Origin of the sequence: Nocardia vinacea, from assembly GCF_035920345.1 — a bacterium.
In the GTDB taxonomy this organism is placed as follows: Bacteria; Actinomycetota; Actinomycetes; order Mycobacteriales; family Mycobacteriaceae; genus Nocardia; species Nocardia vinacea_A.
In genome coordinates this window covers 1,117,435-1,141,919 of the sequence record NZ_CP109149.1, presented here as the reverse complement: position 1 = coordinate 1,141,919, position 24,485 = coordinate 1,117,435, and the positions used below count along the sequence as shown (strand labels likewise).

Genomic DNA, 24,485 nt, shown 5'->3' with positions numbered 1-24,485 from the left:
CGACGGAAGGGGTTTTCCGATGGCACTGCGCACCGAGTTCACCGACCTGTTCGACATCGAGCATCCCGTAGTGCTCGCACCGATGGGCGGCGTCGCGGGCGGTGCACTGGCCGCGGCGGTCTCCGAGGCCGGTGGACTCGGCCTGATCGGTGGCGGCGGCGGTGACGAGCAGCTACTCGATCAGGAATGTGCGTTGCTCACCGCTCGCACCGAAAAGCCTTGGGGCATCGGCCTGTTGAGCTGGGCCATCGATCTCGCTACCGTGCGAAGGACGGTGCAGCGCCGACCGCACGCGATCCTGCTGTCCTTCGGCGATCCCACCCCGTTTGCCGGCGTGATTCGGGAATCCGGGATTCCGCTGCTGGTCCAGGTCACTACCACGGACGAGGCGGCCCGTGCCCTGGAAGCCGGGGCCGATGTGCTGATCGCGCAGGGCGCGGAGGCGGGCGGGCACGGCGGCGGGCGGGCGACGCTGCCCTTCGTACCCGCGGTCGTCGATCTGGCGGCGGGTACGCCGGTGCTCGCCGCGGGGGGCATCGCCGATGGACGCGGACTCGCCGCCGCACTCGTGCTCGGTGCGGCGGGCGCGTTGATCGGCACTCGCTTCGAGGCGACACACGAATCGTTGCTCTCGGCCGAAGAAGCCAAGGCCATCATCGATGCACGCGGCGGCGATACCGAACGCAACCGCATCGTCGATATCGCCCGCGAATCCCCGTGGCCCGCCGAGTACACCGCCCGCACCCTGCGCAACCGATTCCTCGACGAATGGGCCGGACGGGAGACCGAACTCGCGGCCGATCCCCTTGCCCGGCAACGCTATCGGGCGGCGGCCGAGCAGGGTGATCTCGACTGTGCGCCGATCTGGGCGGGCGAGAATGTCGACCTCATCGGCAGTCTCGAATCCGCCGCTGATCTGGTGCGGCGCATCAGCACCGACGCGGAACAGGTATTGCGGCGAGCCGCGGCGCGATGCGACTAGTCGGCGTGTTCCTCGGCCATGGCGCGGAGCAGTTCACGGGTATAGCGCTCGGCGAGTAGCGGCAGGAAGTTGTTGATGGTGGCGTGATCCGCGAGGTAGTCGTAAGCGGAGTACAGCCACCGTTCGATGGCTTCGTCGCGGGTGCTGTCGAATTCGCGCTCCAGACGGCGCGCGGCGGCCTTCAGCGCGAACTGTTGATCGAGGGATGGTTCGTGGAGGGGCGGGTGCGTAACAGGACCTTCGGTCATTGCGGACTCCTGGTCGGAAACTTCCAGTGCAAAGGATGCGGGCGAAACCGTGTCCACTCGATCGAGTACCCGATGGGTCGACGGCGACACCCCGGATACGCCCATGGCCGAACCCCAGAATCTTGCACTACCCTTTCGATATATGCCAACACCCCCACGAAGGTGGCCGGAATGAGCGAAAACCTGCTCTGGGTGCCCGATGCCTGCACCTTACCAACGGCGGAGCAGCCATTGCGCGTGGCCGAATTCACCGATCTCTTCGCGGCCGCGCTGCGTCGGATCGAACGGATCGCGCCTACCCGTCTGCGGCTGGAACTGGCCGCAACGCACGAAGACACGGCCCGCGACCTCGCCGCCCGCGAGAGCTCCTGCTGCGGATTCTTCGACTTCGATTTCGCCACGGCAGGCCCGGATGCCATCGCGATGGACATCGAGGTGCCCGCGAGCCGGGTCGACGTACTCGAGGCGTTGGCGAACCACGCCGCGGCGACCGGAAGAAAGTAGAACAGGTTCTTGTCTGACGCCCCGGCAAATGCCAAGCTGAACGGATGGATCTCGCCGCGATCGAAGCCGTCCGCCAGCTCAAGTACCGCTACTTCCGGACCCTCGATCTCAAACAATGGGACGACTTCGGGGATACCCTCGCCGTCGACGTCGCCGGTCGCTACGGCACCCACGCCCTCGGTGAACCGCTGACCCTCGACGGTCGCGACGCCATCACCGCATTCATGCGCGAGAACCTCGGCCCCTCCGTGGTCACCACCCATATCGCGAACCATCCGGAGATCACCGTAGACGGCGAAACGGCCACGGGCTCATGGGCTTTCGAGGATACCGTGATCGCCACCGAATACGGCGTCCTCATCCGCGGCGCAGGCTACTATTCCGACACCTACCGACTCGATCCGGACGGCCACTGGCGTATCACCTCGACCAGTTACCAACGCATCTACGAATCGATGCAGGCCCTCGCCGACACCCCCAGCTACCAACTGCTGACGAACATGTGGGCGACACAGAAATAGGACAGCTTGCCGGATTTGAGGCCACTATCTTCCGGGTGGCACTCGACCGGAGCAGCAGTGGCGGCGGAGGGTGGGAGCATGTCCTCCCTCGCGCCTGCTGAATTCACGACCGAGACCGCCTACCTGAACACCGCTTCCCACGGGTTGCCCGCCGCGCGGACATTGGCGGCATTGCAGGAGTTCAACGCGCTCTGGGCGGCGGGCCGTGCCGCACCGACCACGCGGGACTACCTGGTACCCGAATTGCGGGCCGGATTCGCACGACTGCTCGCGGGCGCTTCGGCCGACGATATCGCGCTGGGCGGCACCGTCGCCGGATTGATCGCGCCGGTGGTCTCCGCACTGCCGTCGGGGGCGGAGGTGTTGCTCGCTGAAGGCGAATTCTCCTCTGTCTCCATGCCTTTCGTGCACCGCGGTGATCTGAACGTCCGGTTCGTGCCGTTGGAGCGCATCGCCGAAGAGGTCCGGCCCGAGACCGCCTTGGTAGCGGTGAGCGTGGTCCAGTCGAAGGACGGTCGAGCCGTCGATCTGCCGATGCTGCGCGCGGCCACCCTGGCGCACAACGCTCGACTCCTCGCCGATGCCACCCAGGCCGCCGGGTGGGTGCCATTGCGTTTCGTCGATGCCGACTACTGGGTGTGCGCGACATTCAAGTGGCTGATCGGTGCACGCAGCGTGGCCTTCTTCGCCGCACCGCCGGAGGCAGCCGCGCGGCTGCGCCCGATCAGCCCAGGCTGGTACGCGGCGGCCGACCGCTGGGCCGAACTGTACGAACCGATCGCGCTGCCGACCACCGCCCGGCGTTTCGATTCGACACCGGACTGGCTCGGCGTCATCGCGGCACTCTCCGCACTGTCCTTGATCGAAGAGCTGACCGTCGACAAGATCGGCGCGCATAACCGCGAACTCGCCACCCGATTCCGAAACGGGCTGGCGGAGTTGGGATTCCAGTCGGTACCAGCGGATTCGGCGATTGTCGCCGTGTCGGGCGCGGGCGATGCGGCACCCCGTTTGGAGGAGGCCGGCGTGCTCACCTCCGCCCGAGGCGGCGGCCTTCGATTCTCGTTCCACCTCTACAACAGCGCCGCCGACGTGGACCGCGCGCTCGTAGCCCTCGCCCAGTAAACAGCGGCACCCCCTGTCGGGATTCGCACCTCTCCTGGAGGTGCGAATCCGGCCGACGGTCAGGCGGGACGGGTGCTGTCCCCTCGGGGGTAACTACGCCGGGCGAGTAGCGGGCGCTGTGATCAGGGGAAGGTCGAGGGCCGTAAGGATGCCCGATGGGGCCCGGACCACGGCCGGGACGGCGTTGACGATGCGCATCGCAGTCGCCAGCAGGGTCGCGTGGTTGTGGTCGCCATTGCGGCTCGAAGTGACCAGATCCATGGCGTAACTCGGCTCGCCGATGATCTCGACGCGATAGGAGCCCTCGTGGTGAGCGGGTTGCGGCCAATCGGGGCACAGGTCGGGACGTAGGCGCGTGACGTGCTCGAGGACCGTCACGGGCTGGTCGCCGACCATGCCGCGAACCTCGAAACGCAGTGCCGCGGCGGTACCTTCGGCGATATGGCCGGTGGCGATATCGAAGGATTCGGGAGCGGGGATGCGCTCGTAGGTCTGGGTGACGGCGTCGAGGGTGACACCGATGCCCGCCGCCAACTGGCGCACGGTGCCGCCCCACGCGAGCGATAACACCCCGGGCTGCAACAACATCGGGATCTCGTCCAGCGGTTTGCCGAAGCCCATGATGTCGAACATGACCTCGCGGTTGTCGTAGCTGGCGTAGTCGACGATCTCCAGACACCGCAGTTGGTCGATGCGCAGGCAGGTGCCCGCGAGCGCGAGCGGCAGCAGATCATTGGCGAAACCGGGATCGATGCCATTGACCCACAGCGACGAATTGCCCTGCGCCGCAGCCTCTTGGATCGGCTTCAGCAATTCGTCGGGCAGCACGCCGTACGGATACTGGAAGAACACCGGCGCGCACGCCACCACATTGATGCCCGCGCTGAGCAATCTGCGCAGATCCTCTACGGCCTCCAGCAGTCGATTGTCGGTCATCGAGCAGTAGACGACACAGTCGGGTTTCGCGGCCAGGATCGCCTCGGTATCCGTCGTCGCGGTCACACCGACCGGATCATCGAGTCCGGCAATGGTTCCCGCATCGAGCCCGTCCTTCTTCGGACCCGATACCCATACCCCGACCAGCTCGAGATCCGGATTCGCGATCACACCCGCCAGCGCATGTGCACCGACATTCCCGGTGCCCCATTGGACTACGCGGTAGTTCATGACAGATCCGGAAGCGGGAGATCGAGATTCGGCGCGATCAGGCCGCCGTCGGGTTCGAGCACCTTGCCCGTGACGTACTTTCCGGCAGGTGACACCAAATACAGTGCGGCAGCGGCGATATCCTCGGGTTCGCCGATGCGGTGCAGCGGCGTCTTGGCCTCCAGCTCGGTGCGCATCGCATCATTGCCCGCCACGATCTCCAGCGCCGAGGTCAGAATCGACCCGGGCGCAATGGCATTCACCCGGATGCGTGGATTCAGATCCATCGCCGCCAACCGGGTGTAGTGCGCCAGCGCCGCTTTCGCCGTTCCGTAGGAGACGAAGGCGCGGCCGGGCAGGCGGCCCATGGTCGAGGTGATATTGAGAATCGAACCGCCACCGGCGGTTTCGAGAATCTTCGGTACCGCCGAGCGAACCAGCGCATGCGCATTGGTCACGTTGAAGTTGAATGCCTCCACCAGCGCGTCCGGCGTGGTATCGAGCAGCGGGCACGGCAGCGCACCACCCACATTGTTGACCACGATATCGAGCCGCCCGAAACGTTCGACGGCCGCGGCGGCCAGTCCGGCGGTCGCCTCGATATCGCTGAGATCCGCGGGCACCACGTGGGCCTGGCGGCCCACCGCCGCAACCTGCTCGGCGACCTCGTCCAGCTGACTCTTGGTGCGGGATGCGATGACGACGTCCGCGCCCGCCTCCGCGAAGGCCACCGCGATCGCCGCGCCGAGGCCGCGCCCCGCGCCGGTGACGACGGCGACCTGTCCGTCGATTCGGAATCTGTCCAGGATCATGCGCGCTCCAACTGTCGAATATTCGACGCTATGCTGTTGTAATATTCGTCATCGTAGAGCTGTCCCGCCGAGCCGCACAAGGGGTTGCACATGCCCGATCGGTCCCCGTCCCCGCCGACCCGCCGTGTCATCGATATCGTGTCGCTGCTCGCCGCGACGCCGGAGCCGATCAGCGTCGCGGGCATTGCGGACCGGCTCGATATCGCCCGCGCGACCGCGACGGCGATTTTGGCCGAACTGGAATCGGCGAGCTGGGTGCGCCGCGACGCGAGCCGCGGATACGGTCTCGGTCCGACGCTGGCGAATCTGCACGGTCCCGCACTGCCGCACGCGCTCGGCGATATCCTCGCCGAACTCACCGTGCGGACCGGCTACGGCGCGACGTTGAGTCGTATCGAGCCCGATCACCTCACGGTGCTCGATGTGCGCCACGGGCCCGAGCGCGTCGTCCCCGGCATCCCCGTCGGCCATCGCATCCCGATGCAATTTCCGGCGGGGGCGAGCGTAATGCCGTGGCGTTCGGCGGCCGAGCAGAACACCTGGCTCGCCACCGCACCCGACTCGGACCGCCGCGTCGCGAGCGGGCTGCTCACGCTCGTGCGCGATCGCGGCGTTGCCCTGTTCCGCCCACGCACCGATGATGCGGGCACGGTCGAACTCCTCGCCGACCTACTGAGCGCGATGGGGACCGAACTCGTGCAACCGCACCTGCGTACCCGGGCGCTGCGCCGCCTCGCCTTTCTCACCTCGCGGCCATTCACCAAGGCAGAACTCGACTCCGATGCCGAACTCCCGCTGAGTTACCTCGCCGCACCGGTTTTCGATGCGAAAGGCACGGCCGCATACGAAGTCCAATCGGGGCCGCTGCGGGCATCGACCACCAAACCCGAACGCGACGAATTCATATCCGCCACAGTCGATATCGCGCGGACATTGACGGAAGCGTTGGCATCCTGAGCTACTGCCTCGTCCAATGGCTTGCTGCGACTGCTCGCCGAGCGTAGTGATATGGCGGTCGAATGCGGCGTGGGCGCCCACCATTCGACTGCGTTCGACGGACCAAGGCTCGATACGGCAGAAGCTATCTGGACGAGGCACTACTTCGTCAAGGCGTGCGCGGCACCGCGGTGCAGCGGCACCGGTGCGGTAATCGTCGCGGTATCGCGGCTGATCCCTTTCGCGGACGAATTGGCCTGTTCCAGTTGGGGTTTGCGATCGAACAGCGTCTTGGTGAGGATGCACGCCAGGTTCGCGTCCAGATCGTCGCGCACCAGCAACAGATTCGGGACGACGATGGTCTTCACATCGGCGGACAGTCCGTAGACGGTGCCCGGAATCGTGCCTTCCTCGTAGACCGGGTTGACCGCATGCATACTGCCGGTGAGTTCGGAGATATCGAGAAAATGCACCTTGCCCTTGTCGGAGGTCAACAGATCGGTGATACCGGGTGTCGGTAGGCCGCCGGAAAAGAACATGGCATCGATCGAGCCGTCCTTCATACCATCCACTGTCTTGGTGAGATCCAAGCGCTGGGCCTCGATATCGTTGTCAGGGTTCAACCCGGCCGCCTGCAGTACCCGCTGGGCGATCACCTCGGTGCCGGACTTCGGCGAGCCGGTGGAAACCCGTTTGCCGCGCAGATCGGCGACCGATTCGATATCGGCGCCGGCGCGCGCGATTACCTGGGTATAATTCGGGTAGAGTCGCGAAAGTGCTTGCACCGGTTGCTTTTTGCCGTCGAAGCTGGCGTTGCCGAGCACCGCGTCGGCCGCGGTATCGGCGAGGGAAAATGCGACCTGATAGGTGCCTGCCACCAATTGCTGGATATTCTGCACCGACGCACCGGTTTCGGCCGCGGTCGCTTTCACCTTGCCGCCGGTGGCCTGCGAAATCTGGTCGGCGTAGGCATTGCCGAGTGCGAAGTACACGCCGGTCGAATTGCCCGTCGCGATGCCGACGCGGGTCTCACTCTGCACCTCGCAGGTGACCTCGCCGCCGGTGTCGGACTGCGGTGTGTCGCGGCGGCCCCCACATCCGGTCAGCAATCCGGCCGAGACCACGGCGACGGCGAATCCTATGGCAACTCTTCTCAAGTCGTCCTCCTTCGTGAGAGCAGCGTTACCCCGACGGCCGCGGTCAGCGCGGCCAGACCGACGACGAGCGCGCCGGGTTCCAGGTACAGCAGCGCCAGCCCGGCCACCGCGGCGAGCAGCCGGGCCGGAAGTCCGGCCGGGCCGATGCCGAGGATCCAGCCGCCGGTCGCGGCGGCCAGTGCCGCAACGCCGACACCGGCCACGATCGTGGTCCACAGCACACCGAGTACCGGCCCGTGCCCGAGCAGATATTCGCCGGGTCCGCTGAGCACGAACACAATCGGCACCAGGAAGGCTGGCAGCGCGTACTTCAATGCCTGCCACATCGTCGGCACCGCACGCGCACCGGTGATGGCCGCCGCGCCCACGGCGGCCAGTGCGGTCGGTGGCGTCACCTCGGAAAGCACCGAGTAGTAGAAGACGAACATCGCCGAGGCGGGCGGAGATACGTCGAGCGCGAGCAGAGCGGGACCGATGATCGCCCAGCCGATAATGAACGACGCGGTCACCGGGACCGCGAGCCCGAGCAGCGCGAGCGCGATCGCGGCGAGCACCACGGTGCACGCCAACACGACGGTGTGGTTGTCCGACAACGCCTTTCCCGCACTCACCAGCAGCGATGCCAGCTGCGCGCCGAGTCCCGTCTTGGTGGCGATCGCGGTGATCACCCCCGCCGACGTGCACACAGCGACCACCGGCAGCGCCGAACGCACACCGCTGCCGAGCATCTGGAAGATTCGGCGCGGTGAGCGGGCCTCGGCGCGGATGCGCGCATCGAGGAAGGCGAGCACGAAAGCCAGTGCGGTGGCGTACACCACGGCGCGCGCGGCGCTCACGCCGATCAGCAGCAGCACCACGATCGCGATCAAAGACAGGAAGTGGTAACCGAATCGGGCCAGCAGTCGCCATACCGAGGTGGTGCTGATCTCGACCGACTCCGCGCCGAGCCGGCGCGCATCGATCTCGACCGCGAGCAGAATTCCCAAGTAGTACAGCAGCGTCGGGATCATCGCCCACCCGAGCACCGTCACATAGGAGACGTCGAGATATTCGGCGACGATGAAGGCGGCGACACCCAGTGTCGGCGGTGACAGGATCGCACCGACACCCGCCGCCGCGAGCACACCCGCCGCCTGTTCCGGCGGATATCCGGCGCGACGCAGGATCGGCCAGGTGACCGCACCGACCGTGACCGCGGTCGCGGTGCCCGATCCGGAGACGGTGCCGAGCAGGAATCCGGATGCGACGGTCGTGCGTCCGGCCGCGCCGCGCGAGCGGCGGAAGGCCGCGACCGACAGATCGACGAAGAACTGTGCCGCACCGGAGAATTCGAGTACGGCGCCGTAGAGGGTGAACAGCACGATATAGCTGGCCGCGACATCCAGTGGCGTGCCGTAGAACCCGCTGCCGGAGTTGTAGAGCGCATCGATGATCTGTCCGAAGTCGAGTCCGGCGTGCGCGATGGTCCAGTGCTGCGGCAGGTACCCGCCGTAGTAGCCGTAGCCGATGAATACCAGGCACACCGCGGGCAATACCCAGCCCGTGGTGCGCCGACTGGCCTCCAGCACCAACACCAAGAGCACCGTGCCCATGGCGATATCGACCGGATCGAACAAACCCTGCCGATCGAGGAATGCGTTGTACCCGCCCCCACCGGACCCGATCGCCATCGGCAGCACCGGATACAGGCACACCACCAGCGCGACCACGGCCAACAACCAGTCGAGCGGACCCGGACCATGCCGTCGATCGAACCATCGCAGCCCGGACCGATAGGCCAGGAACACCACAGGCAAAGTCCCGGCCAGGAAGATCACCAGGTAGTACTGACTCCCCTGCGCCAGCGGCTGAAAGACCTGCCACAGCACCAGCAAGGCGACCGCGAACGCGGCGGTCGCAACCACCCACTCGGCCCATCCGCGCAATATCCGCGCGGGCTTCTCCTCGTCGTCGACCTCGATCTTGTCCGGTACTGCCCGCTCCGGATCAACCCCGGGCCGCACGGCCTGGCGGTCGGTGGGAGGCTCGGCTTCGAGATGAGCGTCCCGCATATCCGACATTGCGCGACACTATCAACGCACGACCGTCCGTATGCGGCTAACAAGTATGTAGCTGAGAAAAGTAGAAAAGCGGTCGGTTTGTCGCCCTAAGCCGACCTGGTCGCCCGGCCACCCAGCGGCACCTTGTGTGCGATCACCCGGCGATACGAGATGCGCCAGCCGGTTGCCACCCGCACGACCGTATCGTCGTATTCGACGCTGCCGCTGGTCCCATCGGCATAGATCCCGATCCCCTTCGACCGCACCCGAACCGCACCATCCACCTCGGCAATGACCACATTCGTAATGTGATGCCCGACCGGATTCCCATTGCCGAGCGCGACCGAGGCCTCCTGCAGCGCCGGAATCCCGTGCAGCTCACCGAACCCGAAATCATTGACGTCGTAGGTGATTTCCGCGGTGAACAGCTCGTCCATCCGATCGAGCTCACCCGCGTCCATCAGATGACCGTGCATCGCGATCAGATCACCGATCTCGATCCGGTCCTGCGCCGACAATGCCATGACGACCTCCTGCCGCCCCATTCTTGCCATAAGGTGAGACATAGTCCGGTTATCCGAGACAGTAACGGACTATGTCCCCGGTTAGCAAGAGGAGAGCCCGCTGACGCGCGAAAGAGCCACCGGCGCAACGAGGCCGATGCGTGCCGATGCCCGACGCAACTACGAGCGCCTACTCGAACAGGCCCGCCTCGCCTTCGCCGAGCACGGCGTCGACGCCTCACTCGACGACATCGCCCGGCGCGCGGGGGTCGCCAGCGGTACCCTCTATCGACACTTTCCGACTCGTCTCGAACTCATCGAAGCAGTGCTGGGCGAGCGCGTCGCCGAGCTGGCCCAGCTGGGCCGCGACCTGATGAAAGCGCCGGATAGCTACCAGGCACTCACCACCTGGCTGCGTGCGGCGATCGCACACGCGCTCACCTTCCGCGGGCTCTCCGCCGCGATCCTGAATTCCGCCATCGACGGCGGCGCGGATCTGGTATCCGCTTGGCACGCGGAGACTTTCGCGATGGGCACCGCTCTGCTACACCGCGCGCAGGAGTCCGGCACAGTCATTGCGACCGCCGACGCGGCCGATGTGCTGCGCATGATCGGGGCCATTGCCTGGGCCGCCCAGGACTCGCCAGAGCCATCCGCGCAGGCCGAGCGACTGCTTACGCTGCTGTTGAACGGACTGCGTCCAGCTACGTGGACGAATCGGCGTGTGCGGCGGTCCGCGCCGCTGGACGACGAGAGAAGATCCAGCGCAGAAAGTTGACCCATGGTGACGGACGGGCCGGGGTGACGGGCGGGTGGCCGAGGGAGACCGCGGTTCGGTCGAGCAGCGCCTCGATCATCGCGTCGTGGATCCAGCGGATGGCCACCGGCCACAGCAGGTAGCCGATACCGCGCAGGCGGCAGTCGATCTCGTGGCGCAGGATGCTGCTGTCCGGCCACGGGCCGTCCAGCACGTCGAGGCTGTGCGTACCGACCAGGAAGGATCCGGGCGCGACGGTGAACTCCACGCGGCGGCCCGGCACCCACTCGGTACACCGATACCGGATGACGCCGTGTCCGCCGTCGGCCCCGACACCGAGTGGCCGGTCGAGGACCAGCGCGGGCCAGCCGGGCGGCCACACCGGGCTGTCCGGCTCGGCGGCCCTGGCGAGCAATGCGCCGAGTTGGTCCGTGGGCACCGGGTACTCCCGCTGGTGGATATTTCGAACCATGACCCAACCTCCATTCGCTATCGTATGGAACACTCACCATACGGTAGCGTACGGAAGGCGGGGTGCGATGTTATCCGAGCCACACGAGCCGGTTCATCCGGCGGAGGACGGCTCGTAGAGGACTATCGCCCACGGGGATTCGCGGGACGGACGGACCGAAGTGCGTCGTTCGTGCGGTCCGGTCACGGGCTCGTCGGCCGGAAATCCGGCGGCACGGAGGCGGGCGAGAGTCACGTCGAGATCCGCGACTTTGACGGCAAGGGACGGGATGTCGCGTTCATCGGCACCGGCGAGCATGACCCGGGTCGGTCCGATATCGAATTGCGCCCACCGATCACCGTCGACGAAGGTCGCGGTGGTGCCGAGTACCGCGGTGAGCAGATCTATTGCGGCGGTGAGGTTGTCGGCGGGAAAGATGGTGCCGAGACGTTCGACGGTCATGGCTTCGCCAATGCTCGGCGCACTGTCGAAAAGGCTTGGTCGGCAGCATCTTTCGCATCCGGCAAATTGTCGGCCATGCTGAAGAAGCCGTGGAATTGGCCGTCGTAGCGAATCGTGACGGTCTCGCCATCCGCATCCCGCAGCCGCCGACCGTAGGCCTCGCCCTCATCGCGGAGTGGGTCGAATTCGGCGGTGATGACGTAGGCGGGCGGGAGGCGGGACAGGTCGGCCGCGCGCGGAGGTGCGGCGTACAGGTTGTCGGCATCCGCGGCCGAGGCGAGGTACTGCTCCCAATACCAGCGCAAATGGTCATCGGTGACGAAGTAGCCGTAGGCATTCTCCCGATAGGAGACGGTGTCACGGGCCGGATCGAGCATCGGGTAGACCAGCAGTTGATGGGCGATGACAGGGCCATTGCGATCCCGGGCCAGCAGTGCCGTGACGGCGGCCAGGTTGCCACCGGAGCTGTCACCGGCCACCCCGATGCGGGCTGGATCGCCGCCGAAGGAACTCGCCTGGGCCGCAATCCATTTCAGGACCGCGTAGGCATCCTCGGCGGCCGCCGGGAACCGATGTTCGGGGGCCTGCCGGTAGTCGACCGAAACCACGATCGCACCGACACCATTGCTCATCGCACGACACAGCTGATCGTGACTGTCGAGGTCACAGATGACGAAACCGCCACCGTGGCAGAACATCACGACCGGCAGGTCGGCATCGTACTCGGCGGGCCAGTACATGCGAACCCGAACCTCAGGTGCCCCGACAGGTCCCGGCACCAAACGCTCCTCGACCTGCCCCACCGGAATCGAATCGACCCGGACCGCCGGACGCGCGGCGAGTATCCGACGCGCCTCGGCGGCATCGAGCACTTCGGTGCCCAGCGCGGGAAACGCGGCCGAGCCGACATCGACGATCACCTGAGCTTCGGGCTTCAGCGGCATGCTCACTCCTCGCCCGCGGCTCCGACCGGCGGCAGCGCATCCGGTGGAATGAACTGTCCCGCCGACAATCCGCCGTCGACGGCCAATTCCGCACCGGTGATGAACGCCGCGGCATCGGAGGCCAGGAATGCCACCAAATCTGCCACCTCCGAGGGCAATCCGACGCGACCCAGCGGTAGCGAGGGAAAGCTGCCGGGACCGGTGTTCAGCCCGAGGTGCCCGATCATCGGTGTCGCGATCGGACCCGGATGCACCGAGTTGACCCGGATTCCGAGCGGCCCCAACTCGAGCGCGGCCGTCTTCGTCAACCCGCGCAGCGCCCATTTGGACGCACCGTACGCGGAATGGCCCATCAAGCCCTGCAACCCGGCCTGTGACGAGATATTCACGATCGAACCGCCCGCCGCCCGCATCGGATCCACGACGGCCTGGATGCCGAGGAACGACCCGATCAGGTTGATACGCAAAATGCGTTCGAGTTCGGCGGCGGAGGTCTCGACGAGCGGTTTGGCGGTGTAGATCGCCGCATTGTTCACCAGCACATCGATACTGCCGAATTCGGTGACCGCGGTGTCGACGGCGGCAGCCCAATCGGTGGCGCTGCTGACATCGTGGCGGACGAAACGGGCTGAGTCACCGATGGATTCGGCAACTGCCCGGCCCTCGGATTCCAGTACGTCGGTGAGGACGACGCGTGCGCCGGCGGCGGCGAACAGGCGAGCTTCCTGCTCACCCTGGCCACGAGCGGCGCCGGTGATGAGGGCGACTTTGCCAGTGAGATCGGTCATCTCAAGCTCCCAGGAATTCAGTTGTCTCGGCACGCTCAGCTGCGCGGCTCTGCTCGATGTTTCCGGCTCGCTCCGCTCCCCGGAAGTGTGGAATGACCTTCTCGCCCCAATGCCGAATGGTCTCCAGACATGCCTCCTGCGGCACCGTCCCCATCTGGATCAGGCACAGGATCTCGTCGGCACCGGCCGCCTCCAGCCGCTCGACGTACGCGATGGCGTCTTCCGGGCTGCCGTACGCGTGCTCGGCGTTGAAAACCGATGTAGCCCCGGTCTTCACCGGAATCTTCGCCTCGTGCAGATACGCCACATGCTCATCGGCGGCCTCGCGAATCTTGGCCACCTCGTCCACAGTCGGATCGACGGCCTCATCCGGCACCGGACCCGCGCCGTACCAGTGCTTGATGGACTGCGCGAAGAACCGCTGCCCACGCGCGCCGATCTGCTGCGCCTTCTCCCGGTCGTCGAGCACGATCGTCGGGCACAGTGCCGCGAAGTGGTCGTTGACCACCGTCGAGACGAACTTCTCCCCCGTCCGCTCGGCAATGGCCGCGTCATAGGTGCGGCGCAGTTCGGCGATCTCCTCCACACCCGCGAAACCCAGTACCAGCGCACCGATTCCGTAGTCGGCGGCCAGCTTCAGCGTGTCCTTCTTGGTGCACGCCATGAACAGCGGCGGATGCGGCAGCTGCACCGGACGCGGGAGCATCGGATGCGGATCGATATCGAGCAGCTCACCGTGCCATTCGAATTCGCCCTCCGGATCCTGCCAGGCCTTGCCGATAATGCGCAGCGACTCCTCCACCTCCTGATAGGTGCGGTCAGGATCGACACCGCACATGGATGTCTCCTGCGGCGTAGCCCCGCGGCCTGCGCCGAGATTCACCCGCCCGTTGGAGAGCACATCGAGCATGGCCGCGCGTTCGGCGGCGCGCACCGGGTGATTGAAGTTGAACGGCATGCACACCACGCCGTGGCCGATGCGGATCCGTTCGGTGCGCGCGGCCACCCAGGTCAGGAAGATCTCCGGGGCGCTCATATGCGCGTACCACTTCAAGCCGTGATGTTCGACCGCCCAGACGGTGTCGAACCCCATCTCCTCGGCCAGCACCGCCTGCTCGACGCAGTCGCGTAGTACCTGCCGTTCGTGGTCGGCCGACGGGTCGGTCATCTGTGCCTCGAAGATCATCGAGAACTTCATGCATTGCCTCCACTCTGTTCTTCCCACCCCACCGGCTCCGCCGGCTGTCCATCCCCCAAGGTCGGTATGCCTAGTAGAAATATTTCCGATGCTCTCGTGGAGGTCAGGTGCATGTCTCGGTGGATGGGACTACTCCCGTTCGCGCCGCCCGCGCGCCCATAGCGTCGATATCGCATACGGCGTTCGAACCGACGCCGGAGAAAGGACGGACCTGACGTGGGTCGACTCGATGACAAGGTCGCGCTGATCACCGGCGCAGCGCGTGGGATGGGCGCCGAACATGTCCGCCGCTTCGTTGCCGAGGGTGCGCGGGTCGTGTTCGGCGATGTGCTCGATGATCAGGGCGAACAGTTGGCCGCCGAGACCGGCGCACGCTATCTGCACCACGATGTGACCAGCGAAGCCGATTGGGCGGCCGCGGTGCGGACCGCGGTGGACGAGTTCGGCAGACTCGATGTGCTCGTCAACAATGCCGGTCTGCTGCGGTTCCAGCGCATCGCCGAGATGAGCCTGACCGATTTCACCACGATCATGACGGTGAATGTCACCGGCACCTGGCTGGGCATCAAATCCGCCGCGCCCGCGATGACCGGCGGTGGCGCGATCGTCAATATCTCCTCGGTCGAGGGATTTGTCGGCGCGGCGGGCCTATCGGCTTACAGTGCAAGCAAATTCGCCATTCGCGGACTGACCAAATCGGCCGCGCGCGAACTCGGCGCCAGCGGAATCCGGGTCAACTCCATCCATCCCGGTGGTATCGCGACGCCCATGACGGCGGCGGCGGGCTCCGGCGTCGACGGCAATACCTTCTTCGCCGGATTGCCTATTCCGCGCTGGGGACAGCCCGGCGAGGTCTCCGAGGCGGCCGTCTTCCTGGCCTCGGATGCCGCGAGCTATTGCACCGGAACCGAGGTCGTCATCGACGGCGGCATGCTCACCGGCGCCGGTTACTAGGGAAAGGGAGCCAGATGTCCGAGGAATACACCTACGACGTCGTGGTCGTCGGCTCGGGTGCGGCGGGTATGACCGCCGCGCTCACCGCCGCCTATCGCGGGCTTTCGGTGGTGCTGATCGAGAAGAGCGGCAGCTTCGGCGGTTCCACCGCCCGCTCCGGCGGCGGCGTATGGATTCCGAACAATCCGGTGCTGGTACGCGAGGGCGTGCCCGACAGCCCGGATCTGGCCCGGGTATACTTGAAATCCGTTGTCGGCGACCGCGTTCCGCAGGCCAAACAGGACGCATTCCTGGACAACGGCCCGCGCATGATGACCTATCTCGGCGCACGCACCAACCACCTCCAATTCGTCTATGACCGTGGCTATTCCGACTACCACCCGGAACTGCCCGGTGGCCTCGCGCAGGGCCGCAGCATCGAGCCGGCAATTATCGACGGCCGACTGCTCGGCAAGGATCTGGAGCTGATCAACCGGCCGACCATGTCCGGCCCGAAGGGAATCGCGTTCACCGTCAGCGACTTCCACGATCTGAATATGATCGCGCGGACCTGGAAGGGTAAGCGCACCGCGATGAAGGTCGGCGCGAAGGCGGTTTTGAACCGGATCCGGGGACGGCAGCCGCTGAGCCTGGGCAAGGCGCTGGTGGCCCGGCTGTGGCTGGCGCTGCGCGACGCCGGCGTGCCGGTATGGCTGAATACTCCACTCACCGAAGTGATTACCGCCGACGATGCGGTGATCGGAGTGCGCGCCGAGCGCGATGGTGCACCGATCGTCATCCATGCGCGGCGCGGTGTGGTGCTCGCCGCCGGTGGTTTCGAGCACAACCTGGAGATGCGCAAACAGTTCTTCACCGAGCCGGTCAGCACCGACTGGACCGTCGGCGCGACCGAAAATGTCGGTGACGGAATCCGGGCGGGTGAAAAGCTCGGCGCCGCTTTGGATCTGATGGACGACGCCTGGTGGGGTCCGTCGGTGCGCAATCCGGACGGGCCGCCGTTCTTCTGCCTGGCCGAGCGATCCCAGCCCGGCGCGATCATGGTCAATGATGCGGGCGAGCGGTTCACCAATGAATCGGCCAGCTATGTCGATGTTGTGCACACCATGTACGAGCGCCATGCGACCGGTGTGGGCCATGTGCCTGCGCATTTCATCATGGATCAGCGCTTCCGCGATCGATACCTGTTCCTCGGCACCTTCCCGAAACAGGCCATCCCGCAGAAGTATTTCGATGCCGGGATCATCAAGAAGGCCGACACGCTCGCCGAACTCGCCACCAAGATCGGTGTTCCGGCCGATTCCTTGATCGCGACGGTGCAGCGGTTCAACGGTTTCGCGCGCGCCGGACGCGACGCGGACTTCCATCGCGGTGAATCCGCCTACGACCGCTACTACGGCGACCCCACCGTGCAACCGAATCCCTGTCTGGCACCAATCGATCAGGGTCCGTTCTATGCGGTCGAGATGGTGCCCGGCGATCTGGGTACCAAGGGCGGCCTGGTCACCGACGAACACTCCCGAGTGCTAAGCGAAGACGGCGCGCCGATCGCCGGACTGTATGCGGCGGGCAACAATTCGGCCGCCGTCATGGGCAACAGCTACGCGGGCGCGGGCGCGACCATCGGACCCGCCATGGTCTTCGGCTATATCGCGGCCGATCACATCGCCGATTCAGGAGCGTGACGTGGACAGAGTGAGCGGCAAGACGGTCATCGTGACCGGAGGCGCGCGCGGTATGGGTGCGGCATTCGCCCGTCGACTGGTCAGTGAGGGCGCCTCGGTGGTCGTGGCGGACGTGCTCGTCGACGAGGGCAAGGCGGTGGCCGCCGAACTCGGCGACCATGCGGTGTTCTGCGTCCTCGATGTCACCGACGAATCCGCCTGGGCCGCAGTGGTTGCCGAGGCCGAACGCACCTTCGGACCGGTCTCCGGGCTGGTCAATAACGCGGGCATCGTGCACGTCGACCCGATCGAGCGGCTCGCCGAGGCGGATTACCGCAAGGTGATCGATGTGAACCAGGTCGGCGTGTTTCTCGGCATGAAAGCCGTTGTGCCGTCGATGCGCCGGGCTGGCGGCGGCTCGATCGTCAATATCTCCTCGATCGGCGGCATCATCGCATTCAGCAATATCCTCGGCTACGTCGCCTCCAAATGGGCGGTGCGCGGGATGACCAAGGCCGCCGCCCAGGAGTTCGGCGCCGACGGCATCCGGGTCAACTCGGTACATCCCGGCGTCGTGGCCACCGAGATGACCGCCGATTCCGATCGCTCGCACTCGATGGTGCACGACCAACCGCTCCCCCGGGCCGCGGCGCCGGGCGAGCTGGCCAATCTCGTGCTGTTCCTCATCTCCGATGAGGCAAGTTTCTGCACGGGCTCCGAATTCGTCGCCGACGGCGGCTACACCACCAAATGACCAAGGACAGCTGCTGTGAAGAACTTTGAGGACAAGGTCGTCGTCATCACCGGCGCGGGTGCGGGCATCGGCCGCGCGTTAGCGCTGGAGCTCGCCGACCACGGCGCGAAGCTGGCGTTGTCCGGGCGAAATCTGGCCAATGTCACGGAAACTGCCACGTTGTGCGAGAAAGCCGGGGCCAAGGCGCGGGCATACAAGCTGGACGTAACCGACCGTGCCGCTGTCTACGCACATGCCGATGAGGTCCGATCCGACTTCGGCCCGGCCAATGTCGTGGTCAACAATGCGGGCGTCTCGCTCACCGCCAATATCGAGGAGCTGACCTGGGAGGACTTCGAGTGGATCGTCGATATCAACTTCTGGGGCGTGATGTACGGCACGAAAGCCTTTCTGCCGCAGGTGATTGCCTCCGGTGACGGCCATATCGCGAATGTCTCCAGCATGTTCGGCCTCGCCGCCTGCCCGAGCCAAGCCGCCTACAACGCAACCAAATTCGGCATCCGCGGCTTCACCGACGCACTGCGCCAGGAGATGAAGATCGCAGGCCATCCGGTCGGGGTCAGCAGCGTCCATCCCGGCATGATCAAGACCGAAATCGCTTGGAAGGCTCGCGCGGGCGGCGACCGCGACCGCGACGCGCTCGCCGCCAACTTCGACAAACTGGCCAAGACGACACCCGAATCAGCGGCGAAGACCATCCTGCGCGGGATCAGAAAGGATAAGGCCAAGATTCTCATCGGCACTGATGCCCGCGTAATCGATTTGCTGCCAAGGATCTTCGGCTCCGGGTACCAGCGCATCATTACCGCCCAGATGCGAAACGAGGTATAGACCGGTCGGCATTTTGTGATCGTGAACCGGCCTTGACGGGCCGGTACAAACTAATTTGCCGTAAGCGGTTGCTCTAAAACTGCTGTGCTGTCAGGATATTCCCCACGCGACGACTCCGGCTCGAGTAAAGGTCGCTGTTACACCGCGAATCAACTTGTGTTTCAACTACTTCAGGGAACACCTTGTGAAGGATCGGCAGCAACAACGTCCCGCACCATTCGGGCAGGCAGCACAGTTCAGACCCAGATTTACCCAGCAAACCGGCCCTTCCTGGGTGCAGATCACCCTCGCCCTCGGCAGCCTGCTCGTACTGGCCGCCATCGTCGCCGCGCTATACGGCGCCCCGAGCCCACTGGCCGAAACACCGCGCGCCGTCACGGTTGCTACGACGAAACCCGCTGCCGCGGCCGACTTTCCCACGCTATCGCGCTGATCGCATTCGGCATCATTTCCGCATTCGGATAAATCCATCGTTGGACGTACTCGTGTCCAGTGCATTGGTTATGTGGAAAAGTTGGGTCTCCAGCTGGTTGCCACGCACGCGATGGCGGAGTGCGGCGAAATCGCCGATGCGCTACCACATTTCGCGCTGCTTCCAGGTGCCCGAGCTTTACGCGCCCTGGTGGAGGTATCCGGCCCAGCGGGTGGGCAGCGCCGGATAGTTGGCGCGCATCGCACAGATCGCCTCGGTCAGGACGCGGGCGCTGTCATCGACTTTCGGTGTGCTGGTTCCGTTCTCGGTGAGCCGGGTGTAGAAATCGGCGGCGAATTCGGCGGCGGCCGCATCGTTGATCGGCCACAGCGTCCCGATGACGTGCCGGTACCCGGCCAGATGAATCGCGGCCGTCAGATGCACGCCTTCGTCCGCCAATGTCGGGTTGCCCCGGGTCGTGCTGCATGCGGACAGATACGCCAGGTCTGCCGCGCCGAGATTCATGCGCGCCAGATCGACGACGGTGAACGGCTTTTCCGCGAAGTCGGACAGCACCAGCGCGCTCGCCGCCGGATCCGCCAGATAGGAAAGTCCGTGACAGGCGAAGTGCGCAATGGAATGAACGGCCAGCGCATCGGCGACCGCGGCATGGGTCGCGGCGGTGTCGTGCAGGATCAGCGGATTCGGCAATAGTTCGGCAAGACGCTTGATTTCCCGGTCGACGCCGTCCTCCGCACCGCTGTCGGTCATCGGCATCGCCACGATGACCGCCGAGGCTCCCTCCCCGGATGGTCGATTCCTGGCATGTTCCAGTGCTCGCACCGTGGTGATGAAAGAGGAGACGGTACGTTCCGGCACGCTCTGCCGCGAGTCGGTTCGAAGGCCCGCGGCGTAGATCGGCAGCAGGGCCAAAGGGCCTACGGGACACCAGAATACGCGAGCCCGAGCGTCACCCGGCAGGTTCAGCTCGCGCAGGACAGGCCCGGCGACGCGGTGCCACAGCCAGTCGAGCACCCCGAGAATGTCGGCTTGCGCCTTGGCGCGGCCCGCGAAATCGCCCTCCACCGCGTGCAGCGCACCCGACAGAGCGATGACCTGTTCGAAGACATCATCCGATCCGAGCCCGGGCAACCGAATATGCGTCACCGGATCCGCCGCAGACAAGATGAGCGCACCACCATGCCGAATGTCGGCATACACCATGACAATCGGACCGGCGCCGGCTTGACGTCGCAATCGTTCGATGCTCGGCGGGCGCAGGAACCGATCGAGCCCCGGTCGCGCGCGGATTCGGTCGAGCAGCGCCACCCACTGCTCGGTATAGGTCCGCCGCTGGGCACCGACGGCCGCCCTGCGGGTGGATTCGCCATGCGCGGCCCGTTCGCTCGGGATCGCCTCCGCCGCGTCCAATGCTGTTATGCGCTCATGCAATTCCGTCAACTCGTCGGCCAGATCCGGTGCCGCCGCCCGCAATTCGGTCGCACCGGTCCGATCGTCGATCGTCTCACCGATGAGCACCCCGCGGACCTGCTCGAGCAGTTCGACCGCCCGCTCCAGACGCCGCCCGGCAACCGCCGCGACGGCGATCTGCGCCGCCAGACCGGCGACCTGACCGAGACCGTGTTCGCGATCGGCCCGGTCCAATGTCCGAGCTGCCAGCTGCGGCAACAACTCCACCACGGATTCCAATACGGTCAACGCAACCGTCGGCGCTCCGGCCGCCATCTCGATGCGGGCCAGATAGCGACCGGCGAAGATCCGATGCCGGACCGGGGCCGCCGCCCATGCCATGGCGGCCGCGAGCACGGTGCGCGCCTCGGTGCGGAACTCCGGCGCACCGGTGCGCTCGAACATCCAATAGAGCGCATTACCAAGGTTGTTCAGGTACGTGCCGCGGGCGGGATCGTCGGACGCGGTCCCATCGAGCGCCGCTCGGCTCAGTTCGACGACCTCCTCGAGCGTCTGCCGATCCTCGCTCTGCCGGTACCGCGCACTCAACGCCGCACCGAGATTGGCTTTGCGTCCTGCCATATCGGGATCATCCGGCGCGGTCACCGCGACCGCTTCGCGCACCGCGGCGACCGCACTGTCGAGCGCCGCGGTGTCGCCGGTGCGGTCGAACAGCGCGTGCAGGGTATTCCCGAAGTTCGTCAGGAACAATCCGCGGTCCGGGTGGCCCTGCGGGGTCGCATCGAGAACTGTGCGCCGCAATTCGATCACCTCGCGCAGCGCCGCCGTATTCCCGGTGCGGTCGAAGTGCAGGTACAGCGCGTTCGCGAGACCGGCCGTGCGCAGCATCGCATCGTGGTGGTCGGGTGGTGTCGCATCCAGCGCGTCCCGCGCCGCCCGCACCGCCTCGCCGAGGACCGTGGAATCTCCGTTCCGCTGGAACTGCAGTCGCAGCACCAGCGCGAGATTCGCCAAATGGGTCGCCCGCCTCGGATCATCTGTGGTGGTGGCCTCGAGTGCGGCGCGGTGCAGCGCGATCGCCTCGTCGAGAGCCGCGAGATCGCCGAAGCGCTCGAACATCCGGCGCAGCCCATTCGCCAGGAATGTCCGCGACGTCGCCAGCGCCGGATGATCCGCCGGAAGTCCGGCGACGGCCGCTCGACCGACCCGAATCGACTCGTCCAGCGCCTCGACCGCGCCGGTGCGTTCGAACGATGACAGCAACGCGCTCGCGAGATTCGTCTGCCACCGCGGCCGGGCCGGATCGTCCGGCGATGTCGCCGCCACGACTATCCGCGCCAAAGCAACAGCCTCGTGTACATCCCCCGCATTCCCGGTTCGCTCGAACCGCAACCGCAGCGCCGTCCCCAGATTCGTCCGGGAGATCTGCGAATCTACGGGATCAGGTGAATTCATCGCTACCGCTTCGCGATACAACCGAATCGCCTCATCGAGTGCGTCGTCATCGCCGTACCACTCGCATCGCGTCTGCAGGGCGTTGGCGAGATTGTTCAGAGTACCGATAATGCGCCCGCGCTCGGTGACGGGGCTAACCGTGAGTGCCTCCCGATGGGCGGCGATCGCTTCATCCAGCGCGGGTGGGTCGCCGGTGCGCTCGAACCAGGTATGCAGCGCAGTCGCGAACGCCGAAATCCGTTCGGCCCGGTACCTGTGATCGAGCGGCGTGGCGGCCACCACGGTGCGGCCGAGTTCGACCGCTTCCCGCAGTTCGGCGATCGCACCAGTCCGCTCGAACCGCAGGTGCAGGGTGGCTACCAGAGCCGCGCGAGCGGCGAGGCGCGCCGCATCCCCGACGTCTGTGGCCGCGACCGCGCCGCGCAGCAACGTCACCGCCTCGTCGAGCACCTCCGGTGCGTCGGTCCGCCGAAACGCATCGCGCAGGATGCCGGCGAGATCGGTCAGGAAGACCGCGCGCCGCGGATGATCGGCCGCTATCGCGGCAATGGCGGCCCGTTGCCGCGCGATCGCCTCGTCCAGGACGGCGGGGTCGCGGGTTCGCTCGAAGCTGGTATGCAGCGTCCCGGCGAGGTTCATCTGATGGATGGGCCGATGCGGATGATCGCGCGGGGTGGCATCGACGGCGGCTCGATGCGCCGCGATCGCCTCGTCCAGCGCGTCCGAGTCTTGCGACTGGTCGTAGTAGGCGTGCAGGATGTTTCCCAGCTCGTTCCATCGCTCGGCCCGGCGCGGATCACGTGCCGGAACCTGTCTCATCGCGGCACGCACGATGGTGAGCGACTCCTGCAGCGCCGACACATCACCGGTGCGGCGGTACCGACTTCGCAGCGCACTCGCGAGATGCCAGTCGTAATCGCTGTCGCCAGTCGCGGCGACGGCCATGCGGAACAGAGCCACGATCTCGTCGATGACGGCGATATCCCCGGTCCGATCGAACAACGGACGTAGCGTCAGCGCGAGATTGTTCAAGGCGCCCGCGCGGTCTCGATCGTCGGGGCCATGCCCGGCGACCAGGCCGCGCATCAGGGCTATCGCCTCCTCGAGCGCACCGATATCCCCGCGACAATCGAATACGAAACGCAATGCGATCCCGAGCGAATTCTCCAGACCGGACCTATGGGGATGTCCGACCGGGATGACGGTCTCCGCGTCGCGATACCGCGCCACCGCCTCATCGAGCGCCTCGCCATCGCCGGTGTGCTCGTACAACGCGGTCAGCGCTGATCCGAGATCACCGAGAGCATTGCCCCAGACCGGATCGTCTCGGGAGTATTCCGCCAGCTCGTCGCGAAATATCGCGACCACTTCACGCAGTGCCGACACCTCACCGGTCCGCTCGTGCCAGCACTTCAGCGCGATGGCGAGCGGTACCCGGAACTGATACCGAGGGGGACCATCCGGCGGCAGCGCGGCCAGGGTGTCACGCAGAGCCGCAATCATTTTGGCGGGCGCGGCCAGGTCCGCGGACTGATCGAAGAACGATCGCACCTGTTCTTCCATATCGGCGCGGCTGGTGCCGCCACCGGACCGTACTGGGCGGAGATCGTCTCGAAACAGGCTCCTCGCCTCCTCGACGAGTTCGAACTCCTTGGTCAGCTCGAATAACAGCCGCAGCGCATGGGCCAGGTTGGACCGCAACGCATCGCGGTCCGGATGGTCGTGGGGTATTGCGGCGACCACGGCCCGACCGATATCCACCGCCTCGCGCAATACCTTTGGGTTCCCGGTTCTTTCGTACAGCATCGACAGCTGTCCGCCGAGATCGTTGCGGGCAACGATCACCGCGCCCTGGTCGTCGGCACTTTCGGCTGCCCGCACGGCCGCGCGGCGCACCGCTATCGATTTCTCGAGCGGCCCGACTTCACCGGCGAACTCGGACATTTCGAGCAGTGCGTTGGCGAGGTCGTTCAGCCAGGTGACCCGATACGGACTGTCAGCGGGACCTTCGGCGACCTGCTCGCGGAACAGATCCACCGCTTCCCGCAGCGCGGCCGGATCTCGCATCTCGTCGAACCACCAACGCAGCGCAGAAGCCAGCCCCACCCGGAGCTGGGATCGGTCCGGATCATCGGACTCGGTAATCGCCAGTGCCTCGCGCAGTCGGCCGATGGCCGCGTCCAGAACATCGAAATCATCGGTGTGGGCATGCAATTGCAGCAATTGCTTGGCGTGGTTGGACAGTATCGCGGCGATCGCCGGATGGTCCGGCGCGGCCGCTGCTACGGCCGCCTCACCCGCATGGACCGACGACTGCAGCATGAACAGAGCGCCGGTGTCGACGAACCGGCCGTAAATCGCGCGGGAGATATTCAGCCGCACCACGGCTTCATCGAGATCGTCAGACATCCGCA

23 protein-coding genes are annotated in these 24,485 nt (G+C 65.9%); 11 read left to right on the top strand and 12 right to left on the bottom strand.

All coding sequences use genetic code 11. From position 1 onward, the window contains the following. Window positions 1-19: 19 nt before the first annotated feature. Window positions 20-982, top strand: a complete 963-nt coding sequence (locus OIE68_RS05450) for an NAD(P)H-dependent flavin oxidoreductase (protein WP_327098294.1) — start codon at window positions 20-22, stop codon at window positions 980-982. Here OIE68_RS05450 and OIE68_RS05445 read toward each other — a convergent pair. Next, the gene (locus OIE68_RS05445; protein WP_327098293.1) at window positions 979-1,230 is read right to left on the bottom strand and encodes a three-helix bundle dimerization domain-containing protein; all 252 of its coding nucleotides are present in this window, start codon (window positions 1,228-1,230) and stop codon (window positions 979-981) included. The two genes, OIE68_RS05450 and OIE68_RS05445, sit on opposite strands and share 4 nt — an antisense overlap. 171 nt (window positions 1,231-1,401) lie before the next feature. Here OIE68_RS05445 and OIE68_RS05440 point away from each other — a divergent pair, with 171 nt between their 5' ends. The 3 genes from OIE68_RS05440 to OIE68_RS05430 all read left to right on the top strand — a co-directional run bounded on the left by OIE68_RS05440 (window position 1,402) and on the right by OIE68_RS05430 (window position 3,380). Then, complete coding sequence (locus OIE68_RS05440) at window positions 1,402-1,734, top strand: hypothetical protein (protein ID WP_327098292.1); 333 nt, start codon at window positions 1,402-1,404, stop codon at window positions 1,732-1,734. A gap of 44 nt (window positions 1,735-1,778) precedes the next feature. Then, window positions 1,779-2,255, top strand: coding sequence for a nuclear transport factor 2 family protein (locus OIE68_RS05435; protein ID WP_327098291.1), 477 nt, complete (start codon window positions 1,779-1,781; stop codon window positions 2,253-2,255). Window positions 2,256-2,333: 78 nt separating this feature from the next. Then, the gene (locus tag OIE68_RS05430; protein WP_040701441.1) at window positions 2,334-3,380 is read left to right on the top strand and encodes an aminotransferase class V-fold PLP-dependent enzyme; all 1,047 of its coding nucleotides are present in this window, start codon (window positions 2,334-2,336) and stop codon (window positions 3,378-3,380) included. Between the two features lie 93 nt (window positions 3,381-3,473). Here the strand turns inward: OIE68_RS05430 and OIE68_RS05425 are convergent, their stop codons facing one another. Together OIE68_RS05425 and OIE68_RS05420 are read right to left on the bottom strand one after the other, a co-directional pair. Then, a complete protein-coding gene (locus tag OIE68_RS05425; RefSeq protein ID WP_327098290.1) occupies window positions 3,474-4,547 on the bottom strand; it encodes a diacylglycerol kinase in 1,074 nt (357 codons plus the stop codon). Next, window positions 4,544-5,338 (bottom strand): SDR family oxidoreductase, encoded by a 795-nt coding sequence (locus OIE68_RS05420; protein WP_327098289.1) that lies wholly within the window; start codon window positions 5,336-5,338, stop codon window positions 4,544-4,546. Before OIE68_RS05420 ends, OIE68_RS05425 begins: the two co-directional genes overlap by 4 nt. A 90-nt stretch (window positions 5,339-5,428) precedes the next feature. Between OIE68_RS05420 and OIE68_RS05415 the strand changes: the two genes are divergently transcribed. Then, entirely contained in the window at window positions 5,429-6,295 is an 867-nt protein-coding gene (locus tag OIE68_RS05415) for a helix-turn-helix domain-containing protein (RefSeq protein WP_327098288.1), read from the top strand. Between the two features lie 140 nt (window positions 6,296-6,435). Here OIE68_RS05415 and OIE68_RS05410 read toward each other — a convergent pair whose 3' ends face one another. The 3 genes from OIE68_RS05410 to OIE68_RS05400 form a co-directional block, all read right to left on the bottom strand. Then, window positions 6,436-7,431 (bottom strand): TAXI family TRAP transporter solute-binding subunit, encoded by a 996-nt coding sequence (locus OIE68_RS05410; RefSeq protein WP_327098287.1) that lies wholly within the window; start codon window positions 7,429-7,431, stop codon window positions 6,436-6,438. Beyond that, window positions 7,428-9,491, bottom strand: coding sequence for a TRAP transporter fused permease subunit (locus tag OIE68_RS05405; RefSeq protein ID WP_327098286.1), 2,064 nt, complete (start codon window positions 9,489-9,491; stop codon window positions 7,428-7,430). Before OIE68_RS05405 ends, OIE68_RS05410 begins: the two co-directional genes overlap by 4 nt. An 86-nt stretch (window positions 9,492-9,577) precedes the next feature. Then, the gene (locus tag OIE68_RS05400; RefSeq protein WP_327098285.1) at window positions 9,578-9,994 is read right to left on the bottom strand and encodes a nuclear transport factor 2 family protein; all 417 of its coding nucleotides are present in this window, start codon (window positions 9,992-9,994) and stop codon (window positions 9,578-9,580) included. 136 nt (window positions 9,995-10,130) lie between these two features. On the opposite strand from OIE68_RS05400, the gene OIE68_RS05395 reads away from it, so the two are divergent. Next, window positions 10,131-10,751, top strand: coding sequence for a helix-turn-helix domain-containing protein (locus OIE68_RS05395; protein WP_327098284.1), 621 nt, complete (start codon window positions 10,131-10,133; stop codon window positions 10,749-10,751). Here the strand turns inward: OIE68_RS05395 and OIE68_RS05390 are convergent. The 5 genes from OIE68_RS05390 to OIE68_RS05370 all read right to left on the bottom strand — a co-directional run bounded on the left by OIE68_RS05390 (window position 10,678) and on the right by OIE68_RS05370 (window position 14,573). After that, window positions 10,678-11,202: an SRPBCC family protein gene (locus OIE68_RS05390; RefSeq protein ID WP_327098283.1), complete on the bottom strand. Its 525-nt coding sequence runs from the start codon at window positions 11,200-11,202 to the stop codon at window positions 10,678-10,680. The two genes, OIE68_RS05395 and OIE68_RS05390, sit on opposite strands and share 74 nt — an antisense overlap. 93 nt (window positions 11,203-11,295) lie before the next feature. Further along, window positions 11,296-11,643, bottom strand: a complete 348-nt coding sequence (locus OIE68_RS05385; RefSeq protein ID WP_327098282.1) for a hypothetical protein — start codon at window positions 11,641-11,643, stop codon at window positions 11,296-11,298. Beyond that, complete coding sequence (locus tag OIE68_RS05380) at window positions 11,640-12,587, bottom strand: alpha/beta hydrolase (RefSeq protein WP_327098281.1); 948 nt, start codon at window positions 12,585-12,587, stop codon at window positions 11,640-11,642. Before OIE68_RS05380 ends, OIE68_RS05385 begins: the two co-directional genes overlap by 4 nt. A 2-nt stretch (window positions 12,588-12,589) precedes the next feature. Then, window positions 12,590-13,375 carry a glucose 1-dehydrogenase gene (locus tag OIE68_RS05375; RefSeq protein ID WP_327098280.1) on the bottom strand — a complete coding sequence of 262 codons (786 nt, stop codon included), beginning with the start codon at window positions 13,373-13,375 and terminating at the stop codon, window positions 12,590-12,592. A 1-nt stretch (window position 13,376) separates the two neighbouring features. Further along, window positions 13,377-14,573 carry an LLM class flavin-dependent oxidoreductase gene (locus OIE68_RS05370; protein ID WP_327098279.1) on the bottom strand — a complete coding sequence of 399 codons (1,197 nt, stop codon included), beginning with the start codon at window positions 14,571-14,573 and terminating at the stop codon, window positions 13,377-13,379. Between the two features lie 216 nt (window positions 14,574-14,789). On the opposite strand from OIE68_RS05370, the gene OIE68_RS05365 reads away from it, so the two are divergent. The 5 genes from OIE68_RS05365 to OIE68_RS05345 all read left to right on the top strand — a co-directional run bounded on the left by OIE68_RS05365 (window position 14,790) and on the right by OIE68_RS05345 (window position 19,206). Beyond that, the gene (locus tag OIE68_RS05365; RefSeq protein ID WP_040701430.1) at window positions 14,790-15,527 is read left to right on the top strand and encodes a glucose 1-dehydrogenase; all 738 of its coding nucleotides are present in this window, start codon (window positions 14,790-14,792) and stop codon (window positions 15,525-15,527) included. Between the two features lie 14 nt (window positions 15,528-15,541). Continuing rightward, a complete protein-coding gene (gene kstD / locus OIE68_RS05360; protein ID WP_327098278.1) occupies window positions 15,542-17,209 on the top strand; it encodes a 3-oxosteroid 1-dehydrogenase in 1,668 nt (555 codons plus the stop codon). Window position 17,210: 1 nt separating this feature from the next. Beyond that, window positions 17,211-17,942, top strand: a complete 732-nt coding sequence (locus OIE68_RS05355; RefSeq protein ID WP_327098277.1) for a glucose 1-dehydrogenase — start codon at window positions 17,211-17,213, stop codon at window positions 17,940-17,942. A gap of 15 nt (window positions 17,943-17,957) precedes the next feature. Beyond that, window positions 17,958-18,773: an SDR family NAD(P)-dependent oxidoreductase gene (locus OIE68_RS05350; RefSeq protein WP_327098276.1), complete on the top strand. Its 816-nt coding sequence runs from the start codon at window positions 17,958-17,960 to the stop codon at window positions 18,771-18,773. A gap of 274 nt (window positions 18,774-19,047) precedes the next feature. Further along, window positions 19,048-19,206 (top strand): hypothetical protein, encoded by a 159-nt coding sequence (locus tag OIE68_RS05345; protein WP_327098275.1) that lies wholly within the window; start codon window positions 19,048-19,050, stop codon window positions 19,204-19,206. Window positions 19,207-19,383: 177 nt separating this feature from the next. On the opposite strand, the gene OIE68_RS05340 is transcribed toward OIE68_RS05345, so the two are convergent. Continuing rightward, on the bottom strand, window positions 19,384-24,480 hold the full coding sequence (locus OIE68_RS05340; RefSeq protein ID WP_327098274.1) for a CHAT domain-containing protein: 5,097 nt from the start codon (window positions 24,478-24,480) through the stop codon (window positions 19,384-19,386). Between the last annotated feature and the right edge of the window lie 5 nt (window positions 24,481-24,485).